The organism is Algoriphagus iocasae (assembly GCF_014206875.1).
In the GTDB taxonomy this organism is placed as follows: domain Bacteria; phylum Bacteroidota; class Bacteroidia; order Cytophagales; family Cyclobacteriaceae; genus Algoriphagus; species Algoriphagus iocasae.
In genome coordinates this window covers 26,020-43,321 of the sequence record NZ_JACIJO010000003.1, presented here as the reverse complement: position 1 = coordinate 43,321, position 17,302 = coordinate 26,020, and the positions used below count along the sequence as shown (strand labels likewise).

The 17,302-nt window shown below is 38.8% G+C and carries 12 protein-coding genes; 5 read left to right on the top strand and 7 right to left on the bottom strand.

Annotated elements, in window-relative coordinates:
* The first annotated feature begins 141 nt into the window (after positions 1–141).
* The 3 genes from FHS59_RS14565 to FHS59_RS14555 all read left to right on the top strand — a co-directional run bounded on the left by FHS59_RS14565 (position 142) and on the right by FHS59_RS14555 (position 5,555).
* The gene (locus FHS59_RS14565; protein ID WP_184496155.1) at positions 142–3,333 is read left to right on the top strand and encodes an efflux RND transporter permease subunit; all 3,192 of its coding nucleotides are present in this window, start codon (positions 142–144) and stop codon (positions 3,331–3,333) included.
* Positions 3,330–4,799, top strand: a complete 1,470-nt coding sequence (locus FHS59_RS14560) for an efflux transporter outer membrane subunit (protein WP_184496154.1) — start codon at positions 3,330–3,332, stop codon at positions 4,797–4,799. The genes FHS59_RS14565 and FHS59_RS14560 overlap by 4 nt, the downstream gene beginning before the upstream one ends.
* 216 nt (positions 4,800–5,015) lie before the next feature.
* The gene (locus FHS59_RS14555; RefSeq protein WP_184496153.1) at positions 5,016–5,555 is read left to right on the top strand and encodes a DUF4924 family protein; all 540 of its coding nucleotides are present in this window, start codon (positions 5,016–5,018) and stop codon (positions 5,553–5,555) included.
* A 436-nt stretch (positions 5,556–5,991) separates the two neighbouring features.
* On the opposite strand, the gene FHS59_RS14550 is transcribed toward FHS59_RS14555, so the two are convergent.
* The gene (locus FHS59_RS14550) at positions 5,992–7,158 is read right to left on the bottom strand and encodes a 6-bladed beta-propeller (protein WP_184496152.1); all 1,167 of its coding nucleotides are present in this window, start codon (positions 7,156–7,158) and stop codon (positions 5,992–5,994) included.
* Between the two features lie 116 nt (positions 7,159–7,274).
* Positions 7,275–9,206, bottom strand: coding sequence for an AAA domain-containing protein (locus tag FHS59_RS14545; protein WP_184496151.1), 1,932 nt, complete (start codon positions 9,204–9,206; stop codon positions 7,275–7,277).
* Positions 9,207–9,268: 62 nt separating this feature from the next.
* Between FHS59_RS14545 and FHS59_RS14540 the strand changes: the two genes are divergently transcribed.
* Entirely contained in the window at positions 9,269–9,874 is a 606-nt protein-coding gene (locus FHS59_RS14540; protein ID WP_184496150.1) for an acyl carrier protein phosphodiesterase, read from the top strand.
* A complete protein-coding gene (locus FHS59_RS14535) occupies positions 9,861–10,319 on the top strand; it encodes a hypothetical protein (RefSeq protein ID WP_184496149.1) in 459 nt (152 codons plus the stop codon). The genes FHS59_RS14540 and FHS59_RS14535 overlap by 14 nt, the downstream gene beginning before the upstream one ends.
* Before the next feature lie 19 nt (positions 10,320–10,338).
* Here FHS59_RS14535 and FHS59_RS14530 read toward each other — a convergent pair whose 3' ends face one another.
* The 5 genes from FHS59_RS14530 to FHS59_RS14510 form a co-directional block, all read right to left on the bottom strand.
* Positions 10,339–10,878 (bottom strand): inorganic diphosphatase, encoded by a 540-nt coding sequence (locus FHS59_RS14530; RefSeq protein WP_184496148.1) that lies wholly within the window; start codon positions 10,876–10,878, stop codon positions 10,339–10,341.
* A gap of 87 nt (positions 10,879–10,965) precedes the next feature.
* Entirely contained in the window at positions 10,966–12,051 is a 1,086-nt protein-coding gene (locus FHS59_RS14525) for a hybrid sensor histidine kinase/response regulator (protein WP_184496147.1), read from the bottom strand.
* Positions 12,044–14,158: a sensor histidine kinase gene (locus FHS59_RS14520; protein ID WP_184496146.1), complete on the bottom strand. Its 2,115-nt coding sequence runs from the start codon at positions 14,156–14,158 to the stop codon at positions 12,044–12,046. The genes FHS59_RS14525 and FHS59_RS14520 overlap by 8 nt, the downstream gene beginning before the upstream one ends.
* On the bottom strand, positions 14,148–14,858 hold the full coding sequence (locus FHS59_RS14515) for a hypothetical protein (protein ID WP_184496145.1): 711 nt from the start codon (positions 14,856–14,858) through the stop codon (positions 14,148–14,150). The genes FHS59_RS14520 and FHS59_RS14515 overlap by 11 nt, the downstream gene beginning before the upstream one ends.
* Position 14,859: 1 nt before the next feature.
* Positions 14,860–17,127, bottom strand: a complete 2,268-nt coding sequence (locus FHS59_RS14510) for an Rv1355c family protein (protein ID WP_184496144.1) — start codon at positions 17,125–17,127, stop codon at positions 14,860–14,862.
* Positions 17,128–17,302 lie beyond the last annotated feature (175 nt).

Below are 17,302 nucleotides of genomic sequence, written 5' to 3'. Positions count from 1 at the left end.
AATCTGAAACCGTCGTAGGTCCTATTGACTTGTGGCGGTGGTAAGCTTCACTTACCATGTTTTCCCCTCAGAAAATATCAGAGGGCTGGGAAATCTATTTCGTTTTCCCGAGAAATTATCTAGGTAAATCCTGATGAACTCATGATAAAAAATATTATTCAAAGACCTGTTTTAGCACTGGTTATCTCCATTCTTTTGGTTTTGGCTGGTGCAGCTAGCATGAGACTGCTGCCGGTGGAAAGATTCCCTGAAATCGCCCCGCCAAGTGTCAGCGTTCAGGTGTATTACCCTGGCGCCAATGCCGAAACCGTGGCAAATTCTGTCCTTCTACCTCTTGAGGAAGCTATTAACGGGGCAGAAAACATGAGTTACATCAACTCCACTGCCACCAACTCAGGCCGAGGAAGATCAACCGTTTATTTTGAGCCGGGCACAGATCCCAACGTGGCAGCGGTAGAAATACAAAACCGAATCTCAAAAGTGATGGAGCAAATTCCATCTGAAGTTAGAGAAGCGGGGATTGTCGTTTTAAAAAGACTGAAAGGGTCATTGATGACCATCAACATCTACAGCGAAAACGGCACCTATGACGAAACATTCCTGAATGCATATACAAGGATGAATATCAGAAGGGAATTAAAAAGAGTTGGTGGGATTGCTGAAGCTTCTATTTTAAGATCCCGTGATTATGCCATGCGAATCTGGCTGAACCCTGAGAAACTTGCGCTTTATGGATTGACTCCAAGAGAGGTTTTAAACGAAGTTCGGGATCAGAGTTTTGAGGCAGCGCCTGGAAGATTCGGAGAAAACTCAGAGGAAACTTTTGAGATTGTACTGAAGCATTCGGGTAGGTTTAGTGAACCGGAAGAATACGAAAACATCGTCATCAAATCAGAAGAAGACGGTTCTCAGTTGCGGCTTAAAGATGTGGCTAGACTGGAGTTTGGCGCTTCCAACTATGCCAGTGAAAACAAGCTGGATGGTAAATCTGCCGTGACCATTGACATCGTGCAGCAACAGGGTGCCAATGCGGTGGAAATTGACAAGGCGGTCCGTGAAATCATGGAAAAACAAGCCAAAGCTTTTCCGGAGGGCATGAAATACAAGATCACTTACAGTGTTCGTGATCAAATTGACGAATCCATGCATCACGTACAAAAGACCTTGATTGAGGCATTTGTATTGGTGTTTTTGGTTGTATTTATCTTCTTGCAGGATTTCCGCGCCACGATTATTACGGCAATCTCCATCCCGGTTTCCTTGATCGGTACTTTCTTTTTCCTTCAAGCTATTGGCGCGACGATGAACGTATTGAGTATGTTTTCGATCGTTCTTGCCATCGGAATCGTGGTCGATGATGCCATTGTGGTGATTGAAGCGATTTATGAAAAAATCCATGACCATGGCATGCATGTCATCGATGCGGTGAATTCCGCCATGTCCGAAATTACAGGTGCGATTATTTCCATTACCATTGTGATTGCTGCGGTATTTTTACCTGCAGGTTTCTTGGATGGACCGGTTGGGGTTTTCTACAAAGAATTTGCCTTTACCATCATATTCGCTGTATTGATTTCTGCTATTAATGCTTTGACTTTGGTGCCGGTTTTAAGTGCTTTGATCTTAGGCAAAGACAAAAAGAAGAAAGTCCAAAAAGACAATCTGATCGGGAAAATCAAATCTTCCAGAGGGGTATATAAATTCAAATTCTTCAAGACTGTAGGTCTAAGAAAATTCGATAAGGTATTTGACAAATTCACTGTACAATACCTGAGATTGGTAAAGTGGGCGATTTTAAGAAGATGGTGGACCATCGGTGGATTGGTCGTCGTGTCAGGATTGACTTTCTTCTTGGCTTCCTCTACTCCAAAAGGATTTATCCCTACAGAAGATGATAATTTCCTGATATTCTCCCTGACCATGCCAGAAGGTTCATCTCTTCACCGAACCAACCAACTTCTTCGAGAGGCAGATTCTTTACTTCATTTGGAACCAGCAGTGGCAAGTGTCAACACAGTATCCGGCTATAACATCGTGGATGATTCCGAAAGTGCTTCCACTGGTTTAGGTTATGTGAAACTGAAAGAAGTTTCTGAGCGAGGAGATATTTCAAATATCAAAGAAGTGGTCAAACACCTGACGAAGAAACTGAGTGTTTTGAACGAAGCCAAAATCAATATGTATCCAAGACCGACGGTTCAGGGATTCGGGAATTTTGACGGTGTTCAGATTGTCCTTCAGGATTATTCGGATGGGGATTTGGCTGAATTCGGCGTGCTGATCAATGAGTTTGTATCTGAGCTTTCCCGCCAAAAGGAAATCGAGAAAGCCTTCACCTCCTACAATACCAATTTCCCTCAATTTAAATTGGATATTGACTATGAAAAAGCAAAAGCGCTGGGCGTATCCGTGAAGGATATGATGTTTACCATCCAGTCGAATTTTGGTAGAACGAGAGTTGGGGATTTCAACCGATTCACCAGACAATACATGGTGTACATGCAATCAGACATTGAGTTCCGTGAAACTCCGGATGCGATCAATTCCATTATGGTCAAGAACAACAAAGACGAGATGGTTCCACTGAGTTCTTTTGTAAGACTGGAGCAAACCTACGGTCCTGAGACTGTTTTCAGATATAATTTATACAATGCCGCAAGGATTAACATTACGCCTGCCCAAGGTTACAGTACCGGTGATGTAATGAAAATGTTAGAAAAATTCAGCGAGGATAAGCTACCTGCTAATCTCGGTTTTGAATGGACTGGGATGAGTTTGGAGGAGAAAAAATCCGGTTCTGATACGACGATCATCTTTATCATCAGTATCATCTTGACCTATTTTATCCTCGCCGCTCAATACGAAAGCTTCTGGCTTCCGATGGCAGTGATCCTCTCTTTACCAGCTGGTATTTTAGGGGTTTTTGCCTCGATCAACCTTGCTGGAATTGATAATAATATTTATGTGCAGGTCGGGCTGATCATGCTGATTGGTTTGCTGGCGAAAAACGCGATTCTGATCGTGGAATTTGTCGCCCAAAAAAGAAGATCTGGATTACCTGTTTTTGAAGCAGTAATTGAAGCTTGCCAATTGAGATTAAGACCGATCATGATGACTTCCTTTGCTTTTACAGCAGGCTTGATTCCATTGATGTTTTCGGTAGGCTCTTCGGCGGAAGGAACCAAGTCTGTCAGTATTGGTACTGCCGGAGGGATGATTTTCGGAATTTCATTAGGCCTAATCTTCATTCCGGTTCTATCCTATGTATTCCAGGAATTGCAGGATCGATTCACTCTGAAAGTAAGTAAAAAAGTAGAAACAGCAGAACAATGAACCACGCGAAGAAAATAGTATACCTCTTTTTAATATTGGTGGCAGCGAGCTGCAAAGTGGGTGAAAACTACACTCGCCCTGAAACCGATTTACCGGAAGAGTTTTATGGAAGTGACAAGCTTCAGGACAGTGTTTTTGTAGGCGATAAACCAATTGCCACCATCAATTGGGAAGAATTCTTCCAAGATTCCATGTTAAACTCACTGATTGATTCTGCTTTGGTGGGCAATTTTGACATGCAGAAAACAGCGAAACAGATTGAGATTGCGAATGAAAGTTTTCTTCAGTCCAAAGCAAATTTCTTACCGAGCCTGAATTCTAATCCAGCTCGTTTTACCAGGGAATATTATTCAGAAAACTTCAATAATTACGGTTCGAATAGATCCAGAAGAAACCATCCTGATGGCGTCCCTACTTCTTTGTACACTGAAAACTTGGCCTATGCTGTGACGCTTCAGGCAAGTTGGGAAGTTGATATCTGGGGAAAATTACGCTGGCAAAAAGAGGCTGCACAAGCCAAATACATGCAAACTCAGGAATTCCGAAAAGCCGTTCAAACTGCCTTAGTTTCTGAGATTGCCTCCACCTATTTCAATATCCTGATGCTCAAATCTCAGCTGACAGTAGCGCAGCGGAATTATGACCTCAGCCAGAATACGTTGAAGATTGTGGAGCTCCAGTATGATGCCGGAGAAAACACTTCTTTGGCAATTCAGCAAACGAAATCACAGATGCTGAGAGCAAAAGCTTTGATTCCTCAGTTGGAAAAAGCTTACACCATTCAGGAGAATCGATTGAACAATCTATTGGGAAAGAATCCAGGTGCATTGGAGTTTACGGGGCTATTGGATCAATTAGCTTTGGACCATGAATACACCACTGGCGTGCCAATAGAGTTGATCCAAAACAGGCCAGATGTCGCAGCTTCAGAATACGAGTTGATCGCCACTAATGCCCGAGTAGGAATTACTCAAGCGATGAAATATCCCTCATTGACAATCAGTGCGGGTGCCGGATTGAATTCCATGGCTTTCGGTTCGGTCTTTGACCCGGTAGGTTCTGGATTTGCCTTGCTGAATGGGGCTTTATTCCAACCTATTTTTCAAAACAGAAAGCTAAAAACCAATCACAGAATTGCCATCAAGCAGCGGGAAATTGCAGAACTGGACTTCAGAGACAAAGTAAATACTGCAGTGATGGAAGTTTCCAGTGCTTTGGTGAATATGGAAAAGCTGCAGGAGGAATATGAAATCGCCCAAGAAAGGATGCGGACGACTACCAAAGGGATGACTGATGCATTTTTGCTATTCGAAAGTGGTTTTGCCAATTATCTGGAAATCATCAATGCGCAGGAAGATGCATTGCAAAACCAGTTAGAAGTGGTGCAATTGAAGATGCAATTGGCTTTGGCAAAAGTTGAACTCTACAGGAGTCTAGGTGGCGGCTGGCAGGTTGATGGGGAATGATCAAATAGATTTAATTAATTTTTTGGATAGTTAGAAATATAGATTGGGTCACCTTGAGCGGAGTCAAAAGGTCCTCGACTCCGCTCGGACTGACACTTCTTTAACCTAAACAAATCTATCAGGGAAACTCAGCGTGACAAAAACTAACCACCTACAAAGTAATCTTCCTTTTGAAACGGCTAAATACAAAAAACAATCTTTTCTTACCTTTGCCGCATGAAGTCAGTAGCAGAGAACAAGAGAGCCACCAATATTGCCGAATACATCATCTACATGTACCAAATGGAGGATCTGATCCGCTCCTATCAGGGAAATGCAGAGGAAATCAAAACCTTTGTAGTTTCTAAATATCCGGTTTCTGAAGAAGAAAGAGCTGAGATTTCAGATTGGTATCTAGCTCTTTTGGAGAAAATGAAAGAGCAGGACATCTTGGAAAAAGGGCATTTAATAGAGCTTAACCAACTGGTCGATTCATTGGCAGAAATCCATTGGAAACTATTAAAAACAGATGCCGGATATTTTGAGATCTATAACAAAACCAAGCCTTTTATTATTGAAGCCGTGATGCAGGCAGAAGGACAGGATTTGGGAAATGAAATTCAGATCTGCTTAAACGGTATTTACGGTTTGTTGCTTTGTAGACTTCTGGGTAAAAAAGTTTCTGATGAACAATTGAAATCAGCGGAAGCTTTCGGGGATGTGTTGAGCTATCTCAGTCGGTATTACCAAACCGTTCATTCTTTGCCAAAAAACTAAAATCACCCATTGAGCAATACTAGCATATTTATTATTGTCGGGATTTTGGCACTACACTTTGTGGTCGGAATTGGCTATTTGATTAATAAAATCAATGGAGGTAAAAAAAGAGATTAAATATTACTCTTAATACTTCATCCCAAAAACTCCCAAACGCTTCGATACCCATTATTCTTCTCAAAATACTGCAGTAATTGATCGAAAAATGGGTTTTGAGCTAGTGTACTGCTATCTCCGATAAGCACCAATTTGCGTTTTGCACGAGTCAAAGCCACATTCATTCGATAAAACAAAACGTTTCCGATGAACAATTGAAATCGGCGGAAGCTTTTGGAGATGTTTTGAGTTTATTAAGCAATAATTATCGAGTGAGGGAAAAGTTGTCCATGAATTGAGGGTAGAATTATAAGATTAGAAGATTAAGAAAATTTTAAGATTACTTCACCCCAAATTTCAATAAAACTGGTGTATCATAATCAGCCTTTTCTAAGATTCTGATTTCTGGAAAATCAGCCATGACTGTCTTCCATTTTTCATCAGAATTAACAAGTTCTGAAAGTTTCAATTTTGATATGTAAGCGAAGAAGGAATTTCCATCCACAGCAATAGGGCCAGTCAAATCCATCAAAAACTTTTCGCTATTACTTAAGTAGCTTTTTCCTGTGAGAATATTGTAAAATCCCATTCTAGGATCTACTACATATAATCTTCCACCCTTCTTTTTAGCATTCAGGTTAAAGAAGAAATAAGAATCGGTCTCTTCATAATATTTTGACAAAAAAGTGAGATTGCCAGTGGCTAGCTTTTCAAAGTATGCATTCAGTTCATGACGATCTTCCTCCGGCCAAAAGTCACCTGATGCTACAAACTTATATTTTGGAGTCAATTTCAAGTCATTACCCAAACTATACACCGTAGATGAGGCAGGTTCATTTACCAAAACCCCACCTGAATTAGACCTAGTCAAATTCCCTGAAATATGATGTAACCCAATTGGAAAAGTCTCTTTTGGGAATGGAAAGGCAGTTTTCAAGGTATCTCCATTAGAATCCAAAATACTTAAGTATTTGAAATATGGATTAAAGTAAGTAAGAGTCAAAACCGGTTTATCTCCAAGCAAAGCAATATGGTCCGCCTGGGTGTCCATTTTAAAGTTTCTTACAAAAGTCCCGTCAAGCTTATAAATTTTTACCTGCATATTCCCAGGACCAATCACATACAATTCCTCCTTCTTGGAATCATAGGCAAAGTTGTTAATCGCAGACATTTCAGTCGGCCCATCCCCCTTTTCTACCACATTGTTTATGAATTCGCCATCAGAGGTGAAGTTTAATATTTGACCAATTTTGACATCAAAGACTATGATGTTCTTCTTTGTGATTATTGCTTTGGTTATTTCAGCTGCATAGAAACCTTCTGGCGCATTCAATTCAACAATACTTTCCAACTGGAAAATATTCAAAAAATCTTCTTCCATAAAAGTTTCTGAATTGTCGATAGAAATCACAATTGACTCATTCTTATCAATCTTATTATTAGAATTTGGGGTACAAAAACAACATATCAAAACCGACAATATTGATAAACTTCTAAACAACTTCATTTAAGTAATTTTAATTTTCGGGATAAACATTGACCATTAACTATTTTTTTCAAACTCTAAATCTATAAATTCATCCCCAATTAACTAATTGATTTTCAATGCAAAAACTTCTTTTTTTAATCTCCCAAAAACTCCCAAACACTTCGATACCCATTATTCTTCTCAAAATACTGCAGTAATTGATCGAAAAATGGGTTTTGAGCTAGTGTACTGCTATCTCCGATAAGCACCAGTTTTCTTTTTGCACGGGTCAAAGCCACATTCATCCTCCGGGTATCTGCCAGAAACCCAATTTCTCCTTTTTCATTGGACCGGGTCAGAGAAATCAACATCAGATCCCGCTCCTGCCCCTGGAAACCATCTACAGTATCAATGGTAATAAAATCCGAAAAAGCTCTCAAATTCGGATACTCAAAACCCTCAAAAATCAAAGATCTTAGCAGCCGAACTTGTGCTCCATAGGGGGCAATCAAACCAATGGTCCACCCTTCTTGCTTAAAATTCCCGATTCCAATTCGCACAATCATCTCATTTAAATAACGACAGGCAAAAGCAGCCTCCTCAGGATTGCAGGTACTTAGACTTTCTGCTTCCTTTTGATCTAAATAACCCGCCCCTGCAGTATCAATCCATTCCAATTGTTGATCCTCTCCGGGAAAAGTATGCAATTTGGTATTCTCTGCAGCCTGAAGTTCTCCTTTGTAAAACTGTTTATTGGAGAATCCCATGATAACTTCCGGCATACGATATTGAACTTGGAGCATTTGCGAAGCCTGAGATTTTCTGGCAATCACTTTTTCAAAAAGGGTTTCGGCCAAGCCTTCCTGAGCCGCCTGATAGGATTTGATAGTTGGTGGAAGCTGGCAATGATCTCCAGCAAAAACCACTTTCTTGGCCTTCAAAATCGGGATCCAAGTGGCTGCTTCCAGCCCTTGCGCCGCTTCGTCGATAAAGACCACATCAAACTCCATCCCTTTCAAGCTGTAAGAAGAAGCACCCACCAGTGTACTTGCAAACACCTTGGTTTTTTGGAAAATATCGTACTGAATGTATTCTTCCAGTGACTTGGCTGCTTCACGAAGCCGAGATACTTCGGCATACATCAATTTACGCTGTGCCCTTTCCTCAGGTCCAAAATTCCGTTTGTATTGTTTGGCAAGTTTTAGGTACTGATCTGTTTCTTTGCGAAGCTTTTTCAGATCCCGGTAACTCGAGTGAAAAGCAGTTTTTGCATCCAAAGTCTGATTTAAAATCTTTTCTTCCACCCTCGCAGGATGACCGAGACGTAAGGTCTCTATTCCCCGATCGATCAGCTTTTCCACCAACAGATCCACGGCAGCATTACTGGGTGCACAGACCAAGATGGATTGCCCTGCTATAACCGCTTGTTCGATTGCTTCAATCAACGTGGTCGTTTTCCCCGTACCAGGAGGTCCATGTACCACCGCCACGTCTTTGGCATTGGTGATGAGTTGGCAGGCTTTATTTTGGGAGTCATTGAGATGAGATGCGTTACTTTGAGCTTTGTCAGAAAACTGCGGAGACTTTTCACCCAAAAGAATCTCTTTCAACTCCTCCACTCGTTTGTTTCCAGTAGAAATCACCCGCTTCAAGGCAAACTCCATTTCCCGATAACTTGCCTCATCAAAAAGCAAATCCACTCCCAAGCGACCTCCTTCCATCCAATCAGGTATCTCATCTACCTGAAGCGTCACGGTCATGGCATTATTACGGACAAAGTTGATCACCCCATTTACCCGGTGTTCTACACTTTGATAACTGTCTTGGGTAGTAAAAAATGACACGGATTTCCCGGAGGCAAAGGCAGAAGATTGATTGGAATCTGTCCTTTCAATCTCCACAAGGAGCCTTTCTCCCATCCCGATTTTACTTTTCTTGAGCAGTACAGGATGCCATGTAATTCCTTCCTTTTTCTTTTCGGCGATGGAGGAATTCAGAAATTTCTGCTTGTATTGGGCTAGGTCTTCCTGCCATTCCAGTTTCAAAAGTTTCAGTCCTTTCTTTAATTCCTCTGTGACTTTGTCCATCAATGCTTATTTTAGGGTCGAAACTAATCAAATCAGATTAAGTTTTCTATTCAAAAAAGAGGATGAATTATTTGGCTCACGCCTATCTTTCTTTTCATCAGGAAGAAATACTGGTTGGTAATTTCATTGGAGATTTTGTCAAAGGAAAAATGATGGTCAGTTTTCCAAAAGGAATCCGTCAGGGCATCCAGTTGCATCGAGAAATTGACAAGTTCACTGACTCCCATCCTTTAGTTCGTGCGGGTCAATCCTATTTGAGACCCATTTTCGGTCATTATTCTACTGTTATCACTGATATTTATTTCGACTATTTCCTGGGAAAAAACTGGAACAGATATTCCAATCAATCCTTAAAAGATTTCACCCAATCAGTGTATGAACAGGTGGGAGCCTATGAATCATACTTCCCTGACCGCTTTGGGAATTTGTTTTACTGGATGAAAAAAGACGATTGGCTTTATCATTATTCTACCATCGAGGGCATTCAAAGATCCTTGACAGGATTATCCAAACGCACTCGTTTTGATTCAAAAATGGAGCGGGCACATTTGTCTTTATTGGAAAGAGAAGATGAATTTGAAGTGATTTTCTTCGCTTTTTTCGAAGATTTAAAGACTTTTGCAAGGCAAAAAATGACAGAGATCCAAACACTCCATGATTCTGATTAAACCAAAACTTTCTACTTATTTTTCTTTAGGACTGCTTGTTCTGATTCTAATTACCGGTTTGGTTTTCATTTTAAGGGACTTTGCCTATGTTGGAAGTTTTGGAATTTGGTTTTACTTGATCGCAGCACCACTGCTCACACTAGTAATTTTGATGATTCTGGTCAAGCTATTGGCAGGATATCGGTTTATTGCTGCCGGAAAAGATCAAATCGTGGTAAAGCTTCCCATCCGTCGTTATGAAAAAACCTATCCTGTCAATCAGATTTTGGCTTGGGAAGAAGAAACAATCATAGCCAACAAAAAAGAGTTCAAACAATTGACAGTAGCTTTCTCTGATAAACAGTCTATTTCAGTCTCCAATCACGAGCATGAATCTTATAATCAGCTTGTCAAGTATTTATTGAAAAAAGCGCCGAAGCAACAAGTGAAAAACAAAAAAGCCTGAGAATTTCTCAGGCTTCATTTTATCGTGCAGTTCGGAAGTTTTTATCGTAAAGCTCCACACTTTCTTGGATGATTCGCATTGCGTCTTCTTTACCCAAGAAGTCTTCTACTTTCACTTCTTTGTTTTCAAGTTTCTTGTAGTCCTCAAAGAATCTGTGAACTTCTTTCATCAAGTGAGGTGGCAATTCGTCGATATCGTTGATATAATTTACAGATTGATCGCCAGCAGCTACTGCAATGATTTTATCATCTGCCTCACCACCATCTACCATTCTCATCACACCGATCACTTTTGCCTCTACCAAACACATGGAAGGAATATCGATCTGAGAGATGATCAGGATATCCAAAGGATCGTGATCTTCACAGAAAGTCTGTGGAATAAAACCATAATTAGCAGGATAATGAACAGCAGAGAACAATACTCTATCTAGGTAAAGCATTCCTGTTTTCTTATCTAGTTCATATTTTCCTTTACTTCCCTTTGGAATTTCGATCACGCCCATTACTGTTTCAGGAGCGTTTTTCCCGATATTGACGTCGTGCCAAGGATTAATCATATTGTTTGTTTTTGGTAATAAAAAGTGGTGTAATCACTATTGGACTGCAAAGATACAGTTTACCATTTAATTGACCGCTTTTCTTTCTTATTTCATGTTTGGCAAAGTGATCATAATACTTGTGCCTTCATCCAAAGCCGATTCAAGCTTGATTTTTCCACCCATTTGCTCCACAGCTTCTTTGACCATATATAGTCCCAGTCCTACTCCAACATTTTTTTGAGTAGCTCTCATAAATAAATTAAAAACTTCAGGATGATGTTTTTCATCTATCCCGATCCCGTTGTCTTCGACGCAAATCATCACGCTATCTTCCATGACGTCAACAGTCAGGCTGATATTTCTAGGACCAGGCTCTGGTTTTTGGAACTGGACTGAATTACTGAAAAGATTATTAAGGATTACACGGATCTTAGCATCGTCCGAGAAAAATTCGTGCTCTTGGTTTACCTGAATATCTAAGTGGAAATTTGACAAATCAAACTTGGCATGATAGGCTTCCATTTGTTGTTTGACAATCTCCTTGAAGTTGACCGAAGTAACTTTATGATCAATCTTGGTAGACCTATAGAAGTCCAGCATTTTATAAATGTAGTCGTCCAGTTTGACAGTAGCCGAATCTATCATTTCAAAATACTCCAATGCCTGAGGATCTTTCACTTCGAGTTTTGCGAGTTTAGAAACACCGGAAATACTCATGAGTGGCCCTCTCAATTCATGGGAAAGACTGTAAACAAACTGATTCATTTCTGAATGCAGTTTTTTCAGTTTTACATTTTTCTCTTTCAACTCCATTCGCATAAAATAGATATCTGCTGCGTTTTTAATGGAGTTTTTGATCTGCTCGATATTCCATGGCTTATCAATAAATCGATAAACCTCACCTTTATTGATGGCATCGATTACAGAGGCAATATCTGAATAGCCAGTAAGTAGAATTCTGATTGGGTCAGGGTTGATTTTGACCATTTGCTCAAAAAATTCGGTCCCTGTCATTCCCGGCATTCGCTGATCTGCAATCACCACATGAATTTCTTCTTCCTGTGCTATGCGTAACCCTTCTTCAGCATCAATTGCTGTAAAAATCTTAAAGTCTTTTCGAAGTGTCGCTCTAAAAGATTTGAGGTTATTATCCTCATCATCGATATAGAGTACGTGGATTTTATCACTCATATTTCTGGGTACTTTGATAAATAGGAAGGGTAATAATAAAAGTTGTACCCTGCCCCTGTTCAGTTTCTACTTCCAGGGTTCCTTTATGGTTTTCAATAATAGAATAAACAATAGAAAGACCCAAACCTGTCCCTTTCCCAACGGCCTTTGTAGTAAAGAATGGTTCAAATATACGTTGTTTTACAGATTCTGGCATACCAGGGCCATTATCCTCAATTTCTACCGTAACAGTCTCATTTGCATGGGCAATCGTTCGAATAGTTATATGTGGATCTTTAATCTCATCAATATGGTCTGTCAATGCATGAACTGCATTGTTAATGATATTCATAAACACCTGATTGATCTTTCCAGCCAGACATTCTACCATTGGCAACTCACCGAACTCCCTGACAATTCTGATTTTACCAGGAATGGTACTGTTGAGAAGAATAATGGTACTATTAATTCCATCATGAAGGTCCACTTTCTTCACATCCTGCTCATCTACTCTTGAGAAAATTCTCAGTCCTTTCACAATTTCAACAGTTCTTCTGGCGCCATCTTCCATACCCTTCAGCAGCTGATCAACTTCATCTAGCACATAATCCAGCTCTAAATCTTCCTCCAGATTTTTGGCTTTCTTCTTAGAATCATCGGTAAACTCTTTGCTTCCTGTTTCTCTATAAAATTCAATCACCTCCATGATATCCTTAATATCTCTTTTTAGAGGGGTAATATTCGAACTCACAAAGTTGATCGGGTTATTGATTTCATGGGCAATACCAGCAGTCAGCTGACCTAAAGATGCCATTTTCTCTTGGCTTACAAGCTGACTTTGAGTATTCTGAAGGTTTCTCAGTGCATGCTCTAATTCATCCGTTCTCAACTTCACTTTTTTCTCCAGTAAAGTATTCTGTTCCCTCACCAACATCTCATTTTCCTTTAAAACCTCGAGTCTTTCTGTTTGCTCCTTCTCTTTCTCTTTTTTGAGGATATTGATACGATCAGCAAGAGCAAATGATAACAAAATTACTTCTAAGGCAGAACCCAAAGGCATAATGTATGCCGTTAAATTATTAGAAGGAATAATTCCCATCTCACTAAAGACAAACAGAAAAATCCCTATCATAAAAATCGACCACGCAAGTAAGTAATAACGCGCTGGTCTGTAACCTTTTCTTAAAATCATGGATGCTGAAAACAACACAAACAGCACAACTATTGACTGAGTAACCAATAAAACCTGATAACTCAAGGTAATAGAAATGATTATTGCATTGATGAGTATAAAAGTATAGACACCATAAATGATATAAAACCCTTTGTCAATCTTAGGAATGATCGATTTTGAAAGCAAGAACACTCTCATAAACCAGATTCCAACAACACTAACAAAGGAAGAGAAAATCACGATAGAACGCTGGTTCATCCAATCCCATTCTGGCCAAAAAAGCTCTTGAGTATATCCCAAAATAGAGGCCTGAGCAAACCAAACCAATAAAGTGTGTAGAACATAAATAAAATATATCTTATCCTGAACTGAGAAATAGAGAAAAAGATTATAAAAGAATAATCCCAAAAACACACCAGTCAGTAAGCCAAAAAGTAAATCTTCAAACCCAAGAATATTCTCTAATGATTCTCTAGAGGAAACAAATCCAGTGAATATTTTTTTATCTACATTTTCGATTTTTATCAGGTAATAATCAGCGGTTATCTCTGAATTCTCAAATTCAAACACAATCTTTTTTGATTGAAATTCTCTTTCTTGAACACCTATAAGACGACCATTTTCATGTACCCGGATTACTTCTCCATTCTTAACTGAATAGAGAAAAACTTTATCCAATGAGGTTGAATTTAGGGTGAACGTAGGGTTCGGGAATTCATCCAAATAAGGTAATTCCAATTTCACCCAAAGTGCACTATTGTTAATCCCAAAATTGAAAGTATTACAATTGTTTGAATCAAAGTTCCCGTTTAAAATAATATCAGCAACTTGGCTATTATCTTCATCCAATAGATACGAAAAACATGTTACTTTTTTTGATTCATCTTCCTCTGCAAATGCATTTATTGAAACAGATAAAAACAATACAGTAACTACAAAAATTCTAAATATCATTTCTCCAATTATTATTCGTCAATAACAAATCATAATTCACTTCAAATTTACCTTTTGGGCCTTCTTCAATTTTAGTGAATTGAACTTTTTCTCTTAATTCAAAAATTCTTTCCCTTTCAGAGGCATCTGCTAAAGGTAAGTTCTTTGGATCTTTCATTACTATAGATGTAGCAACTAAATCTAATTTAGGATAAAAGAATGTCCCTGAATTTCCAATCCCAGATTCAATCTCAAAACCTTTTTGTAAAGATGGTTTTAAAGTATATTCAGCTACCAAAGCTAATAGAGAGCCTAAGTTAATTTGAGTAGCTATTGCAATACCTGCACGGATTAACAAAACAGCCCCAATACCATAGCCTGAAATACTTTTTGAATTCCACAATCCTGACACTTCACCAGTTCCAAGAGCAGAATAATCTTTGACCAATGAAAAAATCTTATGGTCAACCTGGGAAACTGCTTGTTCCATTGGTAGAGGATAATCAGGATGTGCAATATGAATTCTCAATCCTGAAACTACTTCTTCTGTTTCTGCTTCCTCCACAGTTACGACGTATACAAAAGGATTTTTGACCCAATCATTATTTGAGGAGGTAACTTTTGTAACTCCATATTGCTTTAATACATCAGAGTGACCCTGAACAAATTTCTGACATCGTTCTGGTTCATCTATCGCTCTAAATGCTTTAAAATTAAACATTTCAAATAATAATTAATGTTTCTGAAAGATCTCTTCTATATGATCTCACAGAGGGTTCCCCCGCTTTATTAACCCTAAACATAAAAATTTCTTGCTTATCCCCTTCTTTGTTGAATATAGTATTGAAAGATTTTTTTAAATCTAAGATTTCATTTTGCTCAATTTTTGTGAAACCAACATTTTTCTCATTCAAGAGTCGCTGAAAAATAAATAACATTGCAGAAACAGGCTGGACACTCAATCCAATCATATTGGCTTTTATCCAAATTCTTTGTAAAACCATCCCAGCCTTTAAAATATTTTGAGGGGTGTATTCATCAACTTTGATTAAGAATATACCAGAAGCAGTAGTAATTGTATCTTTTGAAATCTTTGTGAGTCCATAACCCATCAGATATTTCCTAAAAAACTTAACTGTCCGTGGATCTTTCAACAATCCCATAGCAGCCTTTTCTGTACCAGAAAGCTCCAATGTTGCCACATCGATTCCATCTTTCTTTTCTATTGCTTCTGCCTCTGTCCACCTTACCTCATTGATAAAATCAACTAATCCTTGATCATGGAAAAACCTCAAACGATCCATCCCTCCCACTACTTTAGCCAACTTAGATAAATCCTCCTCCTCCTCAGTCCACTCTACAAATACCCCATCTTCATCCGCTATTTCTAAAAGATCTTTCTTTTCTTTTTCACTCAAAAAATACCTTTTCTTGTTTTTTCTATTGGTACATCGCAGTGTTATGCCTTCTGCCAAATCAGAAAATCTAATTGGGAGTGCCTGTGGTTGTTTTGAAACAAAACGAATGCTAGCGACACAGTCTTCCTCAAATTCATGTATATGAATTTTTATCTCAATATCAATTCCCAGCTTGCCGGCGTGTAAGCGTAAATTTTCTAGTGCCGCCCCAAAAGCTATAAGTGATCCAGACCCTTTATAATCCAATAAAGAATGACTCCTAACTTTATCATGAAAAAGGTGTAAAACTCCCTTTTTGTCAAACACCCAAATCCAAGGCTGGATATTACCTCCCGACGGTGCCCAGTTTGCAATTTCTATTAACTCTTCAAGTTCTGATCTAGACAGTTGATAGGCTGACTGCAAAATGTCAGTAGGAAGCTTAAAGGAAAATTCACCAATTGATGGAAAATTTGGAGAATCAACTCCAATTTCCTCAGCCTCTTTTAAATGGAATAGCTGATCAAAATCCACATAAAACCTTCCTGATTTAACTTCTTCACCAAGTAAGAATTTTCTCGAAGCATGAGCAACCGAAGCACCACCTAAGAAGACCCCGGAAGCTAATTGCGGCCAACTGGTGATCGTTTGGCCAATTTCCAATAGCGAAACTTTCATCCTAGGCGAAAGGGTTTCTAGACCAGTAATTTTCAGGACGATAGATACTTTTTCTGTATTTGAAAGGTTTTTAAGAGATTCAATATTTACGCCTTTTAGCAAACCATGAAATAACTCTCTTTCTGGTTCTATATCGAACCTTTCAATATCCAACATCCCTCTATCTGATGTGTCCATCATAACAGCGATGCGGTTTTTCTTGGCTTTCTCCCTAAGCAAAACTTTTATATCCAGACTATCACATTCATCGATCAACAAATCCAACTTCCCTCCATCAAGCATAAAATCTTCTACATTTTCTGGAGTGATTCCTTCTCGATAGACTTTGACTTTTAAATAAGGATCTATTTCTGCAATTTCTCTCGCTGCCAAAATCACTTTCTCTACCCCTAGACTAGTTACACCTGCTTTTAATCTATTCAGGTTACTAAGTTCCAATGTGTCAAAATCCGCCAATCTTATCTCACCATACCCTCTTTCCAAAGTCATTGCTAAAGCAATACTTTGCCCCACAGAGAGACCTACTATCCCAACTTTTTTTGAACTCAGGGCCGCTTGTTCAGATGGAGTTATTTTAAAATTGTTTCGAAGAGTTCTGATTTTCACAAATTCAGGCTCACTAAGTATATGTACCAGAGTTTTTTTCCACGGAAAATAAACCCAGTTACCGAATGTATTCCGGTCTCTTTCTTTAAAAAATAATTCTATTCTTGCCTGCAATTCTTCAGAAGGCAAAGTACGATCTGGGTTCTCAGATTTAATCAAATCTGCAACTTGACTATCAATCGGATCTAAAATGGAAATAGAATCATTTTCAAAATGATCTTTAATTCTCAAATAATCCGAATCAATTGAAGGATTTAGAATTACCGGGACATATTGATCGTTTTGATCAATGGGAAATTTAAATGGCATTTGAACAGGTTGGGGTGATAAGCTCAGTAAAGATAATTCATTCAGTTTTATGTCAAATACATTCTTAATATTTTAAGTTAAAAACAGAATAATTACTTTTGGCGATCATTTGTAAGATTTATATCTATTCTATTTTCTTTGTTTTTTAAGCAAAAAAAAGATTATTTGTCTTTAG